The sequence below is a fragment of the Bacillus sp. 007/AIA-02/001 genome, assembly GCF_004634455.1.
Classification (GTDB): Bacteria; Bacillota; Bacilli; order Bacillales; family Bacillaceae_G; genus Bacillus_A; species Bacillus_A cereus.
The window spans coordinates 14507-36580 of sequence record NZ_SEIY01000016.1 but is presented as its reverse complement, the minus strand read 5'-3'; the positions used below and the strand labels follow the sequence as shown (position 1 = coordinate 36580).

The following is a 22074-nucleotide window of genomic DNA, read 5'->3' as shown; positions in this document are numbered from 1 at the left end:
CGAAAGGGCAATTACAAATCATTATACCCTTATGTTTAACCAAGTAAAATAAAAATCCAGTTTTTCACAAGGAGAAGTGACTGCATGCAAGATATTTTAAAACTATTTCCGAGCGTTGACGGAAATGAAGAAAAACAACAACTTTTATTAGAATCTATGCAGAAAATAATTAAAAATCTTGACCGATTAAAAAATGAAGAGCGAGCTACTTTAGGTACATGTGAGGAAAAATCTGAAGGATACTACAATGGCTTAATTCACCAAAGTCATATTCCACTAGCTGGAATCACTATTTCTGAGGTTATAGAAGAGCTAAACCAATTTATGAATGGTCATCCTTATCCAAATAAATATTACTTGTCTAACGCTGTACCACTACCAAGTATACCTTCACTATTAGGTGTAATAACCATGGCCCTTTTAAATGGTAATGGTGTTTGGGATGTATATGGTCCAGGGGCAGCTGAAGCAGAAGTAAAAGTTGTATCCATGCTTTCAAAACTGATTGGTTATAATCCGCATAATAGCGGTGGCTATACAACATGGGGTGGACAAGGATGCGTGTTTTCGAGCTTGCGCTTAGCAATTTCTAAACAATTCCCATCAGCAAAAGAACATGGCGCTCCACAAAATGTATATTGCTTTGCTTCTGAAAATGCACATTATAGTTTATTAAAGTCAGCTGAAGCAACTGGCATCGGGTCAAATCACTTAATAAAAGTAAAAACTGATCCTTATACAAATTCTATGGATATAGAAGATTTAGAGAATAAAATGATACAGGTTATTAAAAATGGCGGTATCCCTCTCTATATTCTAGCTACTATGGGGTCCACAGATACATTTACCATTGATGATATAAAAAAAATTAAAGAGAGCGCTGAAACAATACAGAAAAAATATAAATTAAAGCCTATTTATATCCATGCTGATTCTGCAATGGGCGGATTCTATAGCTTCTTTAACAATTATAATTTTGTAGAAAATCCACTTTCATTTGAACCTAATGTAAAAAATGCCTTACAATACGTACAAGATAAAATGCAATATATGTCTCTTGCAGATAGTGTATGTTTTGATTTTCATAAATTAGGACAAACACCTTATGCCTCAAGTATTTTAATCGTAAAAAGTCATACTGATTTACAACTGATGGACATTGACCAAGATGATACACCTTATCTTGGTAATAGATCATATGGGAGTTATCATACAGGCTATACTTTAGAATGTTCACGAGCTGGTAGTGCTATTCCAATGTATATCAATCTATTAGCCTTTGGAATTGATGGATATCAAAAATTATTAGCAAATTATATTCGTGTAAATCTATTATTTAGAGAGAAGTTGCGCAAGGCCCTGCCTCAAGCCGCAATCACAAATGATTTTACATTTGGGCCAATTACAACTTTCCGTTTCTATATGAATGGAGATGGCCAAGAAAATTGGGAAAAAGAACGAATAGGCCTTGCAACAAAAGAAGAGATTGAGGATACAAACCGATTAAATATAGAACTATTTAATTACCTAGGAAAAAATCGCGATCAAGTATTTTTTGGTGATACAACTCGTTCTTGTGTAGTAGATGCAATAAACAGTTGTGGTAGAAATTCAATTTCCACATTAAAATTCTTTTCTATCTCTCCATATACAACTGTTGAATGTATAGATGAGATTGTAGCATTTCTTTATGAACATATTTCGATTGCTACTAAACAGATTTATTCATATGTTTAATAATCATTTTGGTAAGCGCTTTAATAACTAAACTTAACTAAATTAAGTAATACTTTTAATTACTATTAACTATATCAGGAAAAGAGGAAAAACATATGAATATAGAGCTACTAGATACACACCACGTAAAAGATGCAGCACACTTACTTGCACATTCCTTTGTGAATAACGAACCTCTTGTAAGCAGTTTACAAATTCCTTTTGCTCCTTTTCACAAAATGTGCGAAGAAATGATGAAACAAGCTGTATCTCAAGCTATGTCATTTGTAGCAATAGAAAATTTTCAAATTGTTGGAGTTCTTTTAACAAAAAAAGTAACTCAGCCACTAATAGATACAGAGAAAGCGATTGAACTATGCCCGCAAATGGAACCTATTTTTCAACTTTTAGATACATTAGAGACAGAATCTATTGAGTTTTCTCATTTAGATAAAGAAAAATTGGTCTATCTAGATATGGGCGCTTGTCATCCAGATTGGATGGGAAGTGGTATAGTCACTACCCTTCTTTCACATGCCATTCAAGAAATAAGTAAAAGAGATTATGATTTTATTGCTGCTTGTACAAATAAAATTTCTCAAAAAATCCTAAAAAAACTGTGTACGACCTATGAAATGAATGAAATAGTGTATAGTAATTTTCTTTATAAGGAATCATACCTATTTGCTAATACAACAACTTCTTTAACAGCTCAATTACTATATATACCTCAATCTCAATTCGTCATTAAAGCCATATAAATTTGTGAAGAAGACTAGCTGTACTTTTGTGCAGCTGCTTTTTTATATAGAGTAAATAAGTAATAGATATTCAGGTTAACATAAGTGAAACTTTTCACATTTTAACTTCTTCGAATTCAATAGTCACTTTCTAAGCCTAACCTATCGAGATCACTCTTATATTTTCTTTAATAGGTTAATGTATTAAATAAATTTACAAAAAGAAAGAGGTTAGATTTATGTATTAGAATCTATATCCATATAACTATTATAATAACTCAAATGAATTTCATGCATTTGAGATTGGACATTTTTATGACACACAAAAAGATTTAAAAATAGAAATGCCCCCTACTGGTCAAACATCTTTTCTATTTGTAATTCCTGCTGGAACACGTTTATTTGTACACAGAATTGACCATGAAGCAGGTCATGAGATGGTTACAGCAATATTCTCTTTTAAAGATAATGGGATGTGTACAATTAAATCTCTTAGAATGCCAACTGATATGCTTAACATCAGCGGAGCAAGGAGATTATAAATCTATAATACAACCACCAAGATAGGATAAGAAAAAAGAATATTCATATCATGGTTTTTTATAAAAAAATTATTACTTTTTATATTCACAGCATTAATTATAATATAGAACATTTTTCTATCTGAATTTACTCATTCACAAAAGGGTTGGAACTTTTAGATACCCAACCTCTTTTTTAAATAACACTCGATATCCACCATTAGCGTTTTTGACTTCTCCAGACCCCCAACAAATAAAAACCACTCTTCAACTAACCTATAACCGATAGATTAAGTACATTTTTTCATCATAACTATTACCAGTTTAATATATATTTCTAAATCATCTACTTTTACATTTTTGTTTCAGATATTTTTTAAATGCTTTATTTAAACCAAAAAAGTACTCACGTATTAAGTGAGTACTTAAATAATATCCTTTTTTCTTTTTCTAATTGCTCTGTAAAGAGTAGCTTTTGATACATTTGTCATTTCTTCTATTTTTATTTTTTTGAGAAATGCTGCAACAAAATCTTTTAAATACTCAGGAATTAATGCTTTTTAAAAATTCATTTTCTAATTCTACTATCTTTTTTTTACGAGCTTTTATTTTTCTCACAGGCACCCCAGCATACATATACCAATCATCTAAGCTTTCTTTTACCATACTCATCGCACCAACAGCCGCTCCTTCTCCTATTACTACATTTGGAAAGATAATAGAATGCGCACCGACAATGGCATGCTTTTTTAAAATAACTTTTCCAGCTTTCACATTTTTATATTGATGTGGAATAGTCGGTCCCATTAATGTATTTCCGCTAAAATCATCAATTGCTGCATATACAATTGTTTTTGATGAAATATTTGCAAAATCACGCATTTCAATCCCCATTTCTCCTCCAAATAACGCTGTATATGCCGCTATATGCGAATAACTTCCAATTGTAATTTTGCCACTTAAAATGCAAAAGTCATCGATTCTTACATTATTCCCAACAGATATAGCACCTGGATTATATATGCTGGTTTTTTTACTTATTAATACATTTTCCCCGACAGATAGAAAGCCAATTTCGCTCAGCTCTTCTTGACTATAAAAACTATTCATTTGTGGAAACCCCCTTCTGCATTAAACACATTATAATTTTCTCTACGATTTCTTTTGTCATTCCTTCCCATAAAGGTAGACTAATGATTCGTTTTTCTATTTTATTTGTATTTGTTAAATCTGTAGACTTATATTTTTTAAAGAAATCTTGTTGATGACAAGATGGTGAAAAATATGATCTAGCTTCTATCTTTTGCTTTTTCAACTCTTCTATTATCTGCATATTGTTAATTTTTTCTGAACAGAGAATAGGCATAAATTGATGAACAACTGCTTTTGTCTTTTGAACTTGCCAGCCTTTTTTGATTAATCCCGTACTTTGTAATAACTGTTTATACCATTCAGAGATACGAGTTCGTTCTTGCATTTTTTGATTCCATTTATTTATCGTTGTAATCCCAATAGCTGCTGCATATTCAGTCATTTTACAGTTAAACCCCATCATCGTACATTCACGATTATGATCAAATCCAAAATTACCCATTCTTTTAATTTGAGTTATTTCTTCCTCATTATGGCTATATATCATACCACCTTCACCAATTCCGAAAGGCTTTGTTGCATGAAAGCTATATACAATCATACCACTAAAATTCTGACCGTAATGTATACCCTCATGTATTAATCCAAACCCTGGTGCCGCATCTACAACAACCGGAACGCCCTTTTTCTCTAATTCTTCATAGTCTTTCAAATCCATCCATGATCCGAATGTTGCATATGGAACAACAACTGCAACCTCTTCTTTTAATTCATCAATCTTATCCAAAAGTACCGTTTTATCCATACACCAATCATCTAATGAAATATCAATAAAATAAGGCTCCAAGCCACACCAAATAGCTGCCAATGGAGTAGCAGGGAATGTAAAACTAGGCATAAGAGCATACTTTCCTTTTTTTCTTTTCTTACATTGAATTGCCGCCATTAACCCTAGCGTTGCGTTTGCTACTGTTGTAACTGCTCCCCTGTTCTGAAAAAATTCCGACATAATTGTTTCTTCAAAACGTTGATTTATAGGTCCATAATTTGTATATATGTGGGATATATCAATTTGCTCTAATTTATCTAAGTACTCGTTTGCAGGTACAATTGACGCACGTAAAAAAGGAATATTCTCCATATGCATCTATTCCTTTCTATCATTTTCGGACAATATAGAGCATATCCGTTTCAGATAATCCGAATTTCCTAGCAATTTCTATTCCTTGTTTCTCAGCTATGTTATACAATTCTACCTTAAAGCCCGCATCTGTTAATCGTTGAATAAATCCCGATCGATTATAAATCCTAACATGATCTTCTTGACCAAAGGCTAATTTTCTCAATAATGGCGTTACAATAGATTTATCCTCTATAATAAAATCTACATTCATTACGATTGGCACTTGAATAATTCCCCATCCATTTGGCTTTAGTACCCTATATAATTCTCGCATTGCTTTTTCATCGTCAGGCACGTGTTCTAATACATGACTACATAAAATAACATCAAAGGTATTATTTTCGTATGCAATTCTCGTAATATCAATTTCCTCCATTAAAGAATCCTTTGGTTCTAAATCCCCACATATATAAGTAATGTTTTTAAACTGGTTAAGCCATCCTCTTACCTTCTCTTCAGGTGCAATATGAAGCATAGTATAATTCCTACTTAACAAATCCGTCTCTGTTTCAATGTACGCACGATACAACCTGTCACGATCCATCGAATAGCAAACTGGACAGATACCCGTATCTTTATTCCACATCTCAAATTCATATTTTAAAAAATCATAATGTGCTGGCCAAGGAGAAAAACTTTTAAATTCTTGATTGCAATATTGGCAATAACAAATATTTTTCTCAAATATATGAGTAACTAGTTTAATTAACCCGTTTTTTATCTTTTCATTATAAATTTGATCTAGTTCTCCACTTCTTACTGCATCCTTAAGTATAAATCCCGCATTCTCCAAACAATAAGATAAGCTCTCTTTATAATCTTGTTCAGTATTTAAAAACCCACTATTATGTGCATCTGTAATTAATTCAATCCATTCTTCAATTGTCATTAATATAAAGTACATTTGTTTTTGATTTTGTCCACTATGTTGTCTAAAGTAGCTAAGAGGTTCCTCTATATAAACTACTTTTCCTTTCCTCATCATATCTAACCAAGTTGCAATGTCATTAATAGAAGAATACGCTTTCCCCTTAAAATAACCAAATTTCCCTCCAAAAAAATTACGATTAAACAAAACCGTTGTTGGTTCTCCAACTACGTTTTTTAAGTTTTTCAACATATAATTCCCTAGTATTTTCCCTTCAAAAATTGTAGTTTCTGTGGCAATTTTCATATTCAATGTTGAGGGGGGTAATACCTCTCCATTCTCATCAATCAGTTCACGGTACGACGTCACAAATGCAATGTTTTCTAATTCAAAAAAGTATTTCATCATTCTCTCAATCTTTTCAAGATGAAATAAATCATCATCTAATAAAAAATTTATATATTCACCAGTAGCAAGCTCTATACATTGATTAAAATTTTCAGCCACCAATGGATTTTCATTTTTAACATATGTTATACATTCATGTTCTTTTAAGTATGGCTGGATCATTGTTTTTACTTCATCATTTGTACTATCGTCAGAAATTATAATTTCAATATTTTCATAGGTTTGATTCAAAGCACTTTTGAGGGCTAATTCTAAGTAATGAGGTCTATTGTAGGCAGGAATTAGTATACTGACTTTTGGGAGGTGCGAGTTGATATTCATACGCTGTTTTTTCTTTTCAATATTTATTTTCTTTAGCTTGATTTGTTGATAGTAGTCCAATGAATATAATATGGATGATGGAACAATTCTTCTTGCATAGTCTAGAAAATTTGTAATAGCTCTGTCTAACTCCTCTTCGGAGGATAAGAAACCATATTTTTCTCCAGCTATAATAATACTATGAGAAAAATCTTCTAACCCATCCATCATTTTATTAGATTCATTTAACTGCTGATTTGAATGTAATCGAAAGTAACTGAGTGTCTCCGCTATATATACTGCTTTCCCTTTACTCAGTAAGGATAACCATGAAGCTACATCTACGTTGCAAAGATACCGCCTTTTATCAAATACACCATACGGTTCTGTTAAATCACTTTTACGAAATAAAACCGTTGTCGGTTCTCCTATATAATTCTTTTGATTCATAATCATCATTTTTCCTAATTGTGACCCATCTATAATCGTATCTGTATAAAATAAACGCATCGTTGAATAAACATCTGGCAATAGGTTTCCTTCTGCATCCATTACTTGGCGATGGGATGTTACAAGCTTAATTTCATTATCTAGGTCATTTAAAAAGTATTTCATCATTTTTTCAATTTTATTTACATGAAATAAATCATCATCCATTAAGAAGTTTATATACTCACCTTTCGCTTTATGAAATAACATACGTGAGTTCTCAAATTGTCCAAGAGTTGACTTATTTTTTATATAAATAATATTTGAATGATCATACAAGTACTTTTGTAACACTTTCTCTGTTTCGTCGTTTGTACTATCATCCCCTATTATAATTTCTATATTAGGATACGTTTGTTCTAATACACTACATAAAGCTTTTTCAAAGTAGTGTGGACGATTATACGTAGGAATTAATACACTTACTAAAGGCGTTTGATTTATTTCCTTTTCATTTGTACCATTTTCCATTCTATTCCTCCGCCTTTTTATTTATTTTCACTTCTGAAATATACATGCTACTACAAATGTACTTATTAGACGAACTAAATCTGAAAGGTGTTGTAAAAAACAAATAAATAGCTTTAAAAACAGCATCTATGTTGACATAGTGTAGAATAAACCTGGATAACTTTTTTCGTCCCATTCTATTTATTTGTAAAATGCGGCATTCTTTTTTCAATAAATGCCTTTACCCCCTCCTTCACATCTTCTGTTTGAAATACTTTTCCAAAGTAACGCGCTTCAATCTCAAGCCCTTCTTGTAAAGGTACTGCTGCCCCTTCGCGAATTGCCAACTTCATATAGGCGAGAGCTGGAAGAGAAAATTTACTTATATCCCTTGCAATCTCTTTTGCTTTATTTAACGCCTCTCCTCGAGGGGTAATGTAGTTAACCAAGCCTATTTCTTTTGCTTCTTTAGCTGTAATCGATTTCCCTGTGAACATCATCTCTTTTGCTTTCCCTTCTCCAATTAATCTAGGTAAGCGTTGGGTTCCTCCAGCCCCAGGAAATAAACCTAACGTAATTTCCGGTAATCCAATTAAAGATTGTTCTTCTATTATCCTCAGGTCACAAGCAAGTGCTAATTCACATCCACCACCTAGTGCTAACCCATTAACAGCAGCTATAGTCGGTTTAGACAGATTCTCTAGTTGATTAAGAGGTTGGTGTAATTCTAATGATTTCATCTCGGCATATTTTTCACCTTTGCCCATCCAATCTGGAAATTCTTTTATATTCCCTCCTGCTACAAAGGCCTTTTCTCCACTTCCAGTTATAATTACGACTGAAATATCATTATCAATTTCTATTTCCTCTAATACATCTACTAATTGTTGAACTACTTCTAAACTTAAAGTGTTGACTGGTGGATTTTGAATTGTAACGACAGCAATACTTCCTTTTTTATTACAAGTTACTACTCGTTCATTCTTCATAAAAAATCCCCTTTTAAACTACCTAGTTTTTCACAACACCAAGCATCTTTACTTCACTTACCATCAGCCTAAATTTCCGAATATGGTTCCGCTTTTAGAAATTCATCAATTTATTGTATGAACTGTAGAAGCATAAAATGAGCAATCCTTTCTTGGCATCACTTTATAATCTAAACATATTTTTAAATTATTCTTTTACTGTATTAATTTGCTTTATGTTTCTTTGGTTTCCGTTACACAGTTTCTGAAGCTGGGATGACTCTTAGAAAAAATGAGATAAGAAGACTGATACATGAGGTACATTAAATGAGAACAATTTAAGAAAAACACTGTTTTAGTAACCACTTGTATTTAAGTCTTTGTTAACTAATTTGTTGTAATTACAATTGAACTACCCCCACTTTCACTTCGTTTAGAAGTGGGGAATTCCTAAGTAAAGAGTTCTATCGAACTCTAAATAAAAAAGCTTATCCTTTAACACGTTATGATAAGCTTTTTTATTATTCTTTTCATTTTTTGTTTTCGGAAGTATTTCTTTAGCTTGATAGCAATGCGGTGCTATCAAGCTAAAACTTTATAGTGCCCTCAAAACGGAAACAACAAGTTGCATTTATATAAATAGCTTTTGGAAAATTGATAATTTTGTTTAGGGATACTTTAAGATTTTAGCTTGAGAGGCATATAGTACAACCTCATACAGAGGGATTAGGATATTAAACTTAAACGTGTTATTTTTAGCATTCTAAATAATCGGGTTCAATGTATTTTTCTGTTTCAGGAGAGCTTTTAATTTCTATAGGATATTTCTTAAAAGCTACAACAGTAACCCTATCTTCTTGAACTAAACTTCTGGATTCATTTATAGAAGAGAAACCTGTTCGCGTTAAAAAATTGTATAGAGAGGATTTTGTCATCCAAAAACTAGTTATGTTATCTAATGATGCCCATTTTGATTTTAAACGTTCTTCTACTGATGAGTTAGCAGAGTGTTCTAGCATTGTGTGCCCCTTATATTCATAATTTTTATAGAGTACTGATACATTGGGAGTATGAGTGATATGAGTATCAATTATTACAAACCTTTTGCATACTTCATACACTTTTTCTAAAAAAGGGAATACATCTGAGCAATCTAAATGATATAAAATACCAGAGCATAAAACAATATCAAATTGACCATATTTTTCAGCACTTAAATTTCTTACATCATCTTGATAAAAGGTTAAGTTTTCCAAACTTAATAAATCTTTAGCGAATATAGCTTTTTGTACGTTTGATTCTCTTCCTTCTATCCCTACAACAGTTGCTCCTTGCATAGCAAACTCAATAGCGTAATGCCCCTCTAAACAAGCTAAATCTAAGATTCGAAGATTTTTAAAATCACATTGTGTGATATCTTGAATCATTGTCACAATTTTTTTTAACGCAGGATTTGGTTGTCGAATATCTCTTGTATATAGAGTATCCGTTAATTTAATATCATAAGCGGTCCATTCACCATATTTACGAATAATGTTTTCTTTTTCGAGAACAAAATCTTTCATGATACAATTCGCCACCTTTAACATAATATTATGTGTAATATATACCTTTATAAGATCAATATATGTGTGTATAACTTGTATTTAGACGAAGGTAAACATTTTAAGTCTAATTCTATTGTATTCCTGCTAAATAAAATTCTCACTAATAAAAAATATGTTATATAACTATAAAAACTCTACCAAATTATTAAAGGAATCTCCTTCCCTCTATCGAATTATTGTAGAGGAAAGGAGAGGAATACATGGAAATTCTAGGATTAGATCCTCGCGCATTAGCGACTTTAGGCGCACTTGAATACACCAATCGTCGCAATAAATTAATCGAAGACTCGGAGAATAACATATACGAGTGTAAAGAAATAAAAGAAATACTTCAATCACTCCCTAAAGAGAAGCAGATTGAGGTTCTTGAGAATCAAGCTCACTTTGAAGCTGTGGCAAAGATGATTGAACAAAACAATTTAATTCTTTTAGAACAGATGAAAGCTCTACAGCTAATTCAGAAATAACAAACTTATGATTAATTAATTCTACATATGCTTCTATATATAATGTCTCTTTATCTATACTACCAGCCTCTGTTTTTACAGGGGCTTTTGTTATGTGTTGATTCATATTTTGAATTTGGATGGTTTCTTTCACATGTATGAATAGATCTTCTAACAAACCTGGTGTAGACCCTAATTCCTGCTTTTCAATTTCCTCTGTGACGGCACTGATAAATTCCCATAGTACTTTTGCACCTAGTAGTTCTGCTAATCGTTTTTCACGCATTTCAAATGTTTTCATATTCATATTGAACACTTCCTCTATTCTATTTTTTGCTATTAATTGGACTATCTGAATTATGATGGAACTGCTATATATGGTAATCAAATTCTCTATCCCCCTTATTGTAAACTATAGTTTACAATAAGGGCCAAAAATAGATTCCACGCTTGTTCCTAAAACCTTTGCTATTTTTATAGCTAACTTAACGTTTGGTTGTTTTTTATTATTCTCTATCTCAGAAATATAAGTGCGCGATAAACCAACTTGTTCCGCTAATTTTTTTTGTGATATTAGTTTTTCTTTCCTTAATTCAGCTATCTTATTCACTGCTCTACTCCTCTCCGCTTATGTATTTATATGATTACAAAACGATCGTAAACCATAGTTTACTTAATCATCAACAATGTTTTACATATTTTTTCTCTATTTTAGTTTCTTTTTGTAAATTATTGTTTACAATTGTAATAGGAGGATTACATATGAAGAAAACTCTTGGTGAAATTATAAAAAATTATCGTTTAACAAATAAACTATCCTTACGCGAGTTTGCTCAAAAATGTGATGTTAGTCATACTTATATAGACAAACTTGAAAAAGGTGTAGATTCAAGAACTGGAAAACCTGTAGAACCCACACTTTTAGTAATAGAAAAGATATCAAATGCCATGAATATAAGCACAAAATCCTTATTAGAAGAAATAGGATTCATTACAAGAGATAATATTGAGGTAACTGATACAGAATTAGAACAGTGGTTTAAAGCTATTAAAAGTGCCTCTCCTCAAAAGCAGGAGGAATTAAAGAAGTTTTGGAAGTTTTTAATACAAAAGGAAGACTAAATTAGCTAAAAGGCCTTCACCTTGACAGGGTGGAGGTCGTGAGTTCGAGCCTCTCCGGGGTCATACTGATAGAAACCGTGTCAAATTAACGTTTGATGCGGGTTTTTATTTTCCGTTGACTTAACGGTGACTTGACACAGGGTGGCGGTCAGCTACAACGGGCAGTTATACTATAGCTTTTGAATAAAGTTTGATTAAATTAACTTAATAAACCTTGATAAAAGAACAAATAGAAAAAGCGTGTTTTGAAAAAAAGATTGATCAAGACACGCTTTTTCTATATTCAATTGAATCATCCTTTTATAAAAAAGTTTGATAATTTTTGTGACCCTTGCTCAATTAAAGCGCTCGATTTTTGAATAAAGAAATACTCTACAAAATAGATCTTTATATCAATCTTTTTACAAATTATCAATCTTTATGATAAATAATCAAATTTTATTTTAAATCAACATCGAACTGTTTTGATTTTCGGCATTTAATGATATAGAGAACCCATGGTACGTCTGTAAATTTATACTTTTCGAAACAAAAAAAGGGGAGTGCAGAATTATTCTGCACTCCCCTAATTAATTTTCACCCTTGTTTCCATCCCGTAGAGTATAAAAAACGCTAATGGGCAATTAAAACAACGAAAGCACGGAACTTCGACATGATTGAAGTAAATAAGCCCCACAAACACAGAACAGCCATAATGGCGTCAGATTCGAAACTTTTTACGGACAAGTCAAGGTAATATTTATGTTGAACTTTTATTATAGTAAGGAGAGGTGTTTGCAAATGCCAAGTAATAGAGAGAGTGAATATGCCGAAATCGGCAAGGCCCTCGGACAGGAAGTCGGAAAATTTATCACTAAAGACGAGGGGAAGGCACTACAATGGGCTGGAGAAACGGTTATCGGTACGTTGGGTGAAACCTTCGGAAAGACTGTCGGGGTAGTCGTCGATTTCGCAGAGATAGAAATTGAATATTTAGACCAGCAAGATAAGCTCGATCCTGGCTCTGGTGAGGGGGATCCCGGCGAAGGCGGGATGTCTGGCTCTCAAGGTGGCATGAGTGTAGATCCAAGTAATAAATATAATCCAGGATCCAGTGAAGAGGATCCCGGCGAAGGTGGCATGTCTGGCTCTCAAGGTGGCATGAGTGTAGATCCAAGTAATAAATATAATCCAGGATCCGGTGAAGAGGATCCCGGCGAAGGCGGCATGTCTGGCTCTCAAGGTGGCATGAGTGTAGATCCAAGTAATAAATATAATCCAGGATCCGGTGAAGAGGATCCCGGCGAAGGCGGCATGTCTGGCTCTCAAGGTGGCATGAGTGTAGATCCAAGTAATAAATATAATCCAGGATCCGGTGAAGAGGATCCCGGCGAAGGCGGCATGTCTGGCTCTCAAGGTGGCATGAGTGTAGATCCAAGTAATAAATATAATCCAGGATCCGGTGAAGAGGATCCCGGCGAAGGCGGCATGAGTGGTGGGGAGAATCCTGGCGAAGGCGGTATGAGCGGTGGGGGGGAAGATTGTCGTCCTCACGAAGGCGAACAGGACCTTATGTCAACCGATGGACAATGCCGCTGATGTTGATTTAGAATAAAGTTGGATTAAAAAATACTATTTAATCCTTATTTAACAGCAAAGGTAAAAACTCCATTTTATCAAAATTTATTTCAAAGCTACATTAATAGAATAACTTTATTATCCCAAAAGAAAGACCGAAATCCCCTCTTTATAGAGGTAGGAAATTCCGGTTTTTCTTTTTTATAAACGGTTAAACTTTCATCAAAACGATACGACTTTTTTATAAACAGTACAACTTTATTTCAAATCTACAACATACTACACAATTATTAGTTCACTATCTGTTCAACACCCGAAATTCTCAAAAAATGATTCTTAAAATAAAAAGCCTCAGAAACTGATATTTCTGAGGCTTAGATGCATTATACATTTAAATATTTCAACTCTTGTTCCATTTCTAATTTGATATTACTATTTGAACGAATTTCTTTTTCTATTTGTTCAGCTAGAGCTTTACCATAAAGTTTGATAAAAATGCGTTAGTTAATTTATCTTTATTATCTGGTGTATATTAAAAAGTTGGAACAAAACCAATTTATTTCATCTCATTAAATCACTGTATTTTCTCACTTCTGGTAAGCGATGCCCCTTAATATAATCAGCCCACCCTCTTAAGTCCCTCTTTATTTTCAGCTCTGCATTCTGATATAAATAAGCAACTAATCCTGAAATAGCTGATAACAGTTCAAAATCTTTTAACGATGAGATATTAATTATTTTATCATTAATAAGTTTTAAAAATTCAATAAGGAATTCTAATAAAGAGGTATGGTCATCTTCATAAAAAATATTAGGAACATTTTTCATACAATATTTCAGAGTATCCACAGTACCTTTAAAAATGTCATCCGTACAGTAATATAACATATTAAATAATTCTTGCTTCAAAAGCTTACTATCTAGTTCTATTTCTTTATCGTCTATTAGAGCTAAATAGTCATATATACAATGAAGTGCCATAGTTACTTTAGAATGTTCTTTTGATTTTAATTTATCTAGTATAGTTCTAAACGAGTATTTATTAGATATTTTTAAACGTGTAAAACTTGGAACTAAGTATAAAGATAAATCTGGTCTTTTATCATCTATCTTCTCAAAAATCAACTTTAACTTTTCAATATCCTTATCATCAAAAACCTCTAAGGGAGCAACTGACAATATGTTATTTTTTAAACAAACAACAACATATTGTAAATAATCTGGCAATGGTAAAAGTCCCTTTTCCTCTTTGATATCACGTAATAAACCGTCTTCCTGATGATCCCACCACTTATAAAATTTGTTGAGCCATGTTTTATAACAATCATTTCCAGGTAACTTTCTTGTTTTCTTTCCAATATAATCAGGAAATATCCCGTACATTTCATTAAAATAATCAAACACTGCCCTATTATCAGAATACGCCATACTTTTAAGCATTTCATCATATTTGTAAAATACCGGAATATCCTTACCTAAATATAGTTCTATTCCTTCGCCGCTAATTTCCTGGCTTGAATTAATTATTTTATCAAACACACCGCTAAATATAAAATCACTTATCCCTTGTTCTCTTGTTCCTTCTAACCTTTTTAGAGCCTTAATAAATTCCTCCTTATTTACTTTAGAAAGGCTATTTTTTTGGGCAAGAAAAGTCAATCTTATCAATGCAGATTCCTTTAAACTTTGATCGCTATCTTCTTTTAAATAACTAAACATCTCTGAAATTTTATCTTCAGAAACTGACAAAACACCAACATCCTCCATTTCAGAAAAAACAACTAGAATTGGCTCAAAAAATTCATGTCTGTACAGAGTTTCATCTTGTTTCCATTGACTAAAAACATTTAATTCGATTAATTTTTCGCAAAATCCCCTTTTTTCATCCCTGTTTTTATCAAATACAATTCTTTTAATTAAATTTATTAAAACTTTTTTTATATCATTTTTAAGACTATCTATGTTGTTCATAAAAGAAATAATTTTTGAATCTAGTTCTAGTTTTACTCCTTGAGGTAAAGCAAAATAAATACGTGAGATTATTTCTATCGCTACATCTCTGCTAATAATTGATATTGATTCTTTTTCCATAGTGTCGCTTAACATTTCCAATAAAATTTCTAAATTGTTATCATCTAACTTATACACAAATTCTCTTGAAAAGAACTCATCAATTTCTTTAACAGATAAATAGTGAATTCGCTTAATTTGAGAATATAACGGATATTGAATTTCTAAATTTTTCAATGATAACTCATATTGTGATTTATCATTCATAGTAAGATTAAATAACTCTTCAATTTGTAAAACTGCAAATGAATCTAAGAGTTCTTGCTTAAAATAATCTCCCATTTTCGAAGAAACCTTACCTTCTCCTGGGTCAAAACCAGGATTTTCTTTAGTGCCCAATTCATATTCATATTTTTTTACTGATATTAGCGTATTTTCGAATTCTTTATTGGCGTTACAATTTTTCAAATTTAGATTTCTAAGTCTATCATACCCATAGTCTCTCTCATTATTAATTTTTCGCAAAAGATTTAATGCGATACTTTCTAAAGAAAGCAATCTATATTCATCACTCTGTATCGCTAATAAACTTCTAATAGTTTGCAAGTACCCTTTAAGAATTTCTTTTGCTTCTGTTTTGCTTATTATTTTTATAAGTATAGCAGCTTTTTTTATACCCCATTCGATTTCCTTTTCTCCAACCTGCCATTTATGTAATTTACTTTTAACTTTGTCAATATTATTAAAAGCTAGATCAAACATTACTTCTTCAAAAATTATTTTATGATATTGTGTTCTGTTTAAATCTGTTTTTTCTAGCAAAGCCTTATATTTATAGAATTCCTCTTTATTACAATCTAACCGTGCTTCTTTTAATAAAAATAACAAAATATCATTGGCATTTTTATTAAAATCACCACTTATTTCATCGAATAATGCTTTTAGCCTTACATACGTTTGGACATCTAAAGGAATGTAAAAATGTTCGTAACACCATAACATCTCATTTATGAATTCAAGATCAGTTTTATTTTTTAAAGATTTAATATCACTTATTTTTCTATTAAAAAAGAATCTAATACTTTCAGCATTAGAACGCCTTATATCATTAGGCATTATTATCCAACCAGGAAAGCTTTCTCTATTATCCTTTAAATCTTCTACGCTCAAATTCCATTTTTTATATTTTTTAAAAGGCCATTTCGTCTTTTCTTCTCTATCTTTATAAGAAAGAAATTCAAATAGATCTGTAAACATTTCTTGATAAGGTCTTTCTTTAGATGAATATATTTCTTCAAAATCAATTAATGTAATCCCTTTAGATTTCAAATATCCTAGTCTGTTTTTTTGACCATAACCAATCATATATATCTTAGGCATCTGTTCACCTAAATTTTCTTTAACCCAAGTAGTCCACCTTTCAAAATTCGGATCATCTCCTGAGAAACCTAATAAAACAAAGGTAGTTTCCATAATAGATTGTTGAACCATATTGACAAATGGACTAAACTTTTCTGGATATCTATCATAATCATTTTGAGTAAATATAAATGGTCTATTAGATGGGAAACTACCATGTAATTTTATAATTCTAGGCGATGTTGAATTAGGTATATCATTGATATCGTAAATGACTTGATAATTACGTTCATATATATTTCTTTTAGTTCGTTCCAATAATGTATCATAATTGGTAGTATATATATCCGCCCAAGGAAGATTTAATAATTTATGATGCAATAAATCAGATTCATAATTTTCATCCGGTATAGCTTCTTTTAATATTTCATCTAAACTTGCTCTTCCATATTCTTCTTCATATAACTGTCCAATTTCTAAAACATCTTTGTATTCTATATCTAGGTGATGATTCAAATTTTTTGTTAGCATGTACTTTAAATCATTCCATAAAGCCATACCAGAAAAATTGTCCTCTATTTTAGTTGCATTCAAACTAAATCCTGCGCCAACCATTACTGAAACACGACTTTTACCATCTTTAGACCATAAATTATCTCTAATTACTTTTAAATGAGGATACATTGTTAATTTATCTTTAAAAAATTTATCAACATCTTTAATGCTCATTTTTTATCACCTCTTCTAAATACATTAAATTAACTTTTTAACTAAAGGCTTAGCCTTTGATTAGTTTTTTCTTTCCCTGTCTCAAGATTTAAAAATTTATTTTGTTAAAATATAGCTGCTCTTTCCCTATGTTCCATGACTCTCAATTAATCCACTTAATATTTTTTAATATTTTCATTTTGATATTTTTTAGAAAGCAGATTAATATCGATAATGCTCTGTTAGGCTCCCTGTATTTATTGGTATCTATTTGTGCACACCCGCACAACAATATAAACAACCTTTACAATAAATGCTTCCAGCTTCAATTCCTAACCTTGTATACTTGTATAAAGAGTCTGACCATCACATTGCACATCTTTTAAAATTCCTTGCTAGTGCTACTTCTATTAGAACAAAGTATAATATGGATAGATTTTGTGATTCAGTAATAGGGTTTCAACAGAACAATGCAAACCTAATTGCTCTATTAAGACAAAAAGATGGTTACTACTCTACACTGCCACGTAATTCTTCCAACGTATCATTACAATCAAGATTCTCACTATAAAAGTAGCAAAGTGCAATAGCTGAATACAACAACTCATCTGCACCTGAGTTTATAAAGAATTTTTTAATATATCACATTACTATATTAAATCATTTCTCTTGAAAATAGTTCTAAGTTTAGCAGACTTTTTTTGTTCTAAAATACTTGACAATATATTTTCTGAAGCTGCTACAGCTATTCCTGCGGGAGTATTTACTATACCTATAGCTGTAGGAATAATAAAACGCAAAACCTTACTAATCTTACCATCTAAATATATATGTTTCTTTTCGAAATAATTATGATATTCTGCTTTAAACTTTTCTTTATCAAATTCATGAAAATTTGAAAGCAAATTACGAATGTGCTTAGTTTCGTTTCTAATTTTTAATATTTTTTCAAAAGGAAGATTCAAACTATGTAAATTCGGTATATTTTCCATCTCAAAAATATCCATAACCTTTGAATGAGTTTTATTAAATTCAATAAATTGATTAGATAACACCTCTGAAGTAGCTAAGCTACCTGATAAATTGTTACATTTAGAATTATTAGCAACAAACTTAAAAGTTTCAGCCCTTAATGCACCAAATCCTACATTAGCTAGAGATACAAATAAATATCTTCTATATTCCTCTTCTAAATATGTATCAACTTTAAGTAAACCATCTTCAAAATTGATTTTATAGTCTTGAAAAATATCATCTGGATAAAGTAATTGGCTAAAAGGGAAATAACCTTGATTAATATTTTTCACAAGATCTACATTTTGTAATGTTGCTGCTATATTACCTTGGTATGCAGGACCCTTTATATGTTGTAAACTAATTTGTTGCCCTTCTTTTTTTAAATATTGTAAAGTGGGTCTTGTAATATTCCTACTATTAACTCTCTCTCTAATATTCTTTTCAATATCCCGTTCTTCTTCTTTTAAAGGCCGCATTTCAAAACGCCCTATTTGCATATTATCCGAACTCCCCTTGTCTCCTAAACCATAACCTATATCATCAATTACAAAATCTATAACTTTTTTATCAAGAAGTTTAGAATATATTTCAACTCCAATCATGTTTACTAATTGCTTAACCACAGTTCCAATTGTCATGTGGTTAACTGAAAATATTACTTTATCGTAAAAAACTAATCCTTCTATGAACTGCTCAGTATCAAAATGATTCGCCTCTTCTCTGCCCATTTTGATAATATCAAATGTATCTATTAATAAACTATTTTGCATTCATAAAACCTCATTTCCTAATATTAAATATATATAATACAAGAAGTATAAATCCTTGTTGTTGGTTTGAAATTAAGTTTGATTAAAATTTAAGCGAAACCATTGATTTCATCACAAAAAAATCTCCCACATTTTGAAAAAATTTGATTAAAATGCGTGAGTTGAAATTTTACAAGCTATTTATTTTTATAATAAAGTTTGATAATTTCGGTAAGCGAATTGTTAAAATTTCCCCTCTAATATTATATTTTATTAATTAATTTATCTAATTCTAATTCAGATATAACTTTAATGCCCTTACTTTCTAATAGAGCTGTCGTTACGCCGACTCCTGTTACCTTTTTTCCAACAAACTCACCACTATAAATTTCTTTACTGCCACAAGAAGGGCTATATTCTTTTAAAACTACATGGCTAGCTTGCATTTCTTGTGCTAAATTTAAAGTCTTCATAGCACCATTTATATATAATTCCGTCACATCATTACCGGAACGTTCCATTACTTTTGCTTTGCCCTCTAAAACATCATATCCATCTCCGCCCAAGATTTCAGCTGGTTCTCTCGGTGTAACAAAACCACCTAATAACTCCGGGCAAACAGGTATCGCTTTCTTTTCATCAATTAGTTTTTGAATTGTATCATTTAAACATGCAGTACCATTATATCTTACTGGTTTTCCAGCTAAGCAAGAACTAACTAAAATCATGATGTACATCCTTTCAAATCTATATTCAATTATTACAACAACATTAAAAACTACACTTTTCTTAACTATGCGAACATCTTAATATTCTTGCTTTTATTATATAGGATAAAAAGAGAAGTTGGCATGAAAATTCCTTCATATCATGTTCTTAAACGAAAATTTCATCAAATTTAATTACAAATTATCAATCTTTTTTATAAAGCTACATATACGTCTTTTGTCTTGTTTTCAATAACGACATAGGAGGCGTTTTTTTATGACATCTAATATGGAACATTATCTCTTATATTTTTCATTCCTACTGCTACTTATGTTATTTCTAAATTAATATGGTCATAATTAAAAAAGAGGGTGCTCGCAGCTCCCTCTTTTTTTAGATGATTAAATATGCTCTCCATGATCCATAAACACTTCAATAGTTTCATTTTGTGATACGTCTTTTACATTAGTCAGACCAAAAGTAAAAACAGCGGATAACATCATCATTAATAAGATTGCTTTTTTCATTTTAGCGCCCTTCTTTCTATACTCTTTTTGTCTGCATCTAAAGCGATGTGTAAATACTTGCTGGCTTTTTCGTGATTTTCTGAACCATAGAATATATTACCTAAAAGATAAGCATATTCTTTTACCCAATCATATAATTCTTCTTTTTCAAAATACGAAATACCTTCCATGACCACATTTTCTAATTCTTCTTGTGATGCATAGTTATGTACTGCTTTTAAAATTTGAAAATGATGACGATAACATAAGTCACTAATCTTATAGCCATTCTCAATATATTCATTAGCATTATGATTATGACCTAACTTAAAATGTTCTCTTGCTAAAAGAAACATCGTTTTAGCGTTGTTTTCTAGTGATTCCTCTAAATGCTTAATTGCTAACTCTGACATGTTTTGACTTGCATATAAAAGTCCTAAATTGTGCTTTACACGTTTAGTAAGACTTTCGTCATGAGATTTTTGGAAAGTACCCAATGCTGAAAGTAAATATTCTTCTGCACTTTCGAAATCACTTAAGCGAGTGTGTGCCATCCCTAAAGTATTCAAACAAGCAGCAGTTTTTAATTCATACCCTGGACTAATTGAAAATACTTCATTTGCCTTCGTAGCAAATTGAACTGCTAGGATTGGTTTCAATATGTGATAGTAATGAACTGCAAGCCAATAATTAAATTCAGCTTTTTCGATTTCATCATGCATGTACTCTAAATACTTTTCAGCTTCTTCAAATTGCATTCTTGCTTCACTATGGTTTGCTGTATTAGTAGCATAAATTGCTTTAAATAAATGATGATAGTACTCTAAAAATGTTTCTGTAGGCTCTTGTAATGGCTCAATTTTATCCAAAATATCTTTTGAACTATCCATATCACGAATTAGCAGATTATACCGTGCATTCAATAATGCATAATAGACTAATATTGTTTGGTCTTCCTTAATATTATTGATTTTATCTGCAATCTCTTCTTTTATTTTATTAGACTGTAATACACGTTGTGAAATTATAGCTTGATACCAGTCGTTTAATAATTTTGTGATTTCTTCTTTAGAAATAATTTCAACATTCATATACGCTACCCCCTTTTGTTAAATGTTACCATAACATACTTGTTTATATAAATGATTTTTTGAATATTAAAACTTGATAAACTTTTTTTGAATACTTATATTAAACAATGTTAATTTCAGATTTAATAAAAACTGATGACATATGAAATCCATCTACCTCGAAAATACCCCACTTTAAATAATTATCTGTTAATCTTATCAATCTAATTAGTACAACAGTTAACATGATACACAGGGAAGCTTTAATTGAATAGAAAATATATTTCGAATAACTTTCCTTAAAATTAGTATCAGTATCCCTCATTCCCTTGTCTACCGATTTTAATATCCATATTTCTTTAAGTGCACGTATATTTGATTTGATTTTATACGAAAAACCATGAATTATTAAAAATTTAGTTTCAGATAGAATACGTAGACCATAGGAGTTGGTGTTTCTTAATCCAGAATACATTACTG

Annotated in this window: 16 protein-coding genes; 4 read left to right on the top strand and 12 right to left on the bottom strand. The window is 31.2% G+C overall.

What is annotated here, in order from left to right; genetic code table 11:
• Positions 1-84 precede the first annotated feature (84 nt).
• On the top strand, positions 85-1737 hold the full coding sequence (locus ES895_RS23445; protein WP_098205052.1) for a pyridoxal phosphate-dependent decarboxylase family protein: 1653 nt from the start codon (positions 85-87) through the stop codon (positions 1735-1737).
• Positions 1738-1832: 95 nt separating this feature from the next.
• A complete protein-coding gene (locus ES895_RS23440; protein ID WP_098205053.1) occupies positions 1833-2477 on the top strand; it encodes a GNAT family N-acetyltransferase in 645 nt (214 codons plus the stop codon).
• Between the two features lie 1043 nt (positions 2478-3520).
• Here ES895_RS23440 and ES895_RS23430 read toward each other — a convergent pair.
• The 7 genes from ES895_RS23430 to ES895_RS23395 all read right to left on the bottom strand — a co-directional run bounded on the left by ES895_RS23430 (position 3521) and on the right by ES895_RS23395 (position 11398).
• Complete coding sequence (locus ES895_RS23430) at positions 3521-4087, bottom strand: acyltransferase (RefSeq protein WP_098205054.1); 567 nt, start codon at positions 4085-4087, stop codon at positions 3521-3523.
• A complete protein-coding gene (locus ES895_RS23425) occupies positions 4080-5210 on the bottom strand; it encodes an aminotransferase class I/II-fold pyridoxal phosphate-dependent enzyme (RefSeq protein WP_098205055.1) in 1131 nt (376 codons plus the stop codon). Before ES895_RS23425 ends, ES895_RS23430 begins: the two co-directional genes overlap by 8 nt.
• 19 nt (positions 5211-5229) lie before the next feature.
• Positions 5230-7788: a glycosyltransferase gene (locus tag ES895_RS23420; RefSeq protein WP_135238694.1), complete on the bottom strand. Its 2559-nt coding sequence runs from the start codon at positions 7786-7788 to the stop codon at positions 5230-5232.
• 176 nt (positions 7789-7964) lie between these two features.
• A complete protein-coding gene (locus tag ES895_RS23415; RefSeq protein WP_061655964.1) occupies positions 7965-8756 on the bottom strand; it encodes an enoyl-CoA hydratase in 792 nt (263 codons plus the stop codon).
• Positions 8757-9490: 734 nt separating this feature from the next.
• A complete protein-coding gene (locus ES895_RS23410) occupies positions 9491-10300 on the bottom strand; it encodes a class I SAM-dependent methyltransferase (protein ID WP_135238693.1) in 810 nt (269 codons plus the stop codon).
• Positions 10301-10684: 384 nt separating this feature from the next.
• Entirely contained in the window at positions 10685-11095 is a 411-nt protein-coding gene (locus ES895_RS23400) for a hypothetical protein (protein ID WP_098432093.1), read from the bottom strand.
• Positions 11096-11200: 105 nt separating this feature from the next.
• Entirely contained in the window at positions 11201-11398 is a 198-nt protein-coding gene (locus ES895_RS23395) for a helix-turn-helix transcriptional regulator (RefSeq protein ID WP_098432094.1), read from the bottom strand.
• Between the two features lie 152 nt (positions 11399-11550).
• Here ES895_RS23395 and ES895_RS23390 point away from each other — a divergent pair, with 152 nt between their 5' ends.
• Positions 11551-11910 carry a helix-turn-helix domain-containing protein gene (locus tag ES895_RS23390; RefSeq protein WP_087965343.1) on the top strand — a complete coding sequence of 120 codons (360 nt, stop codon included), beginning with the start codon at positions 11551-11553 and terminating at the stop codon, positions 11908-11910.
• 1032 nt (positions 11911-12942) lie between these two features.
• Entirely contained in the window at positions 12943-13488 is a 546-nt protein-coding gene (locus ES895_RS23385; RefSeq protein ID WP_135238692.1) for a hypothetical protein, read from the top strand.
• Between the two features lie 540 nt (positions 13489-14028).
• Here ES895_RS23385 and ES895_RS23380 read toward each other — a convergent pair.
• The 5 genes from ES895_RS23380 to ES895_RS23360 form a co-directional block, all read right to left on the bottom strand.
• Positions 14029-17565: an SIR2 family NAD-dependent protein deacylase gene (locus tag ES895_RS23380; protein ID WP_135238691.1), complete on the bottom strand. Its 3537-nt coding sequence runs from the start codon at positions 17563-17565 to the stop codon at positions 14029-14031.
• A gap of 629 nt (positions 17566-18194) precedes the next feature.
• Complete coding sequence (locus tag ES895_RS23375; RefSeq protein ID WP_098205061.1) at positions 18195-19331, bottom strand: hypothetical protein; 1137 nt, start codon at positions 19329-19331, stop codon at positions 18195-18197.
• A gap of 242 nt (positions 19332-19573) precedes the next feature.
• Complete coding sequence (locus tag ES895_RS23370; RefSeq protein WP_000604767.1) at positions 19574-20038, bottom strand: 2-thiouracil desulfurase family protein; 465 nt, start codon at positions 20036-20038, stop codon at positions 19574-19576.
• A 381-nt stretch (positions 20039-20419) separates the two neighbouring features.
• The gene (locus ES895_RS23365) at positions 20420-20545 is read right to left on the bottom strand and encodes a hypothetical protein (protein WP_000709205.1); all 126 of its coding nucleotides are present in this window, start codon (positions 20543-20545) and stop codon (positions 20420-20422) included.
• Positions 20542-21615, bottom strand: coding sequence for a Rap family tetratricopeptide repeat protein (locus ES895_RS23360; RefSeq protein WP_098432078.1), 1074 nt, complete (start codon positions 21613-21615; stop codon positions 20542-20544). Before ES895_RS23360 ends, ES895_RS23365 begins: the two co-directional genes overlap by 4 nt.
• Between the last annotated feature and the right edge of the window lie 459 nt (positions 21616-22074).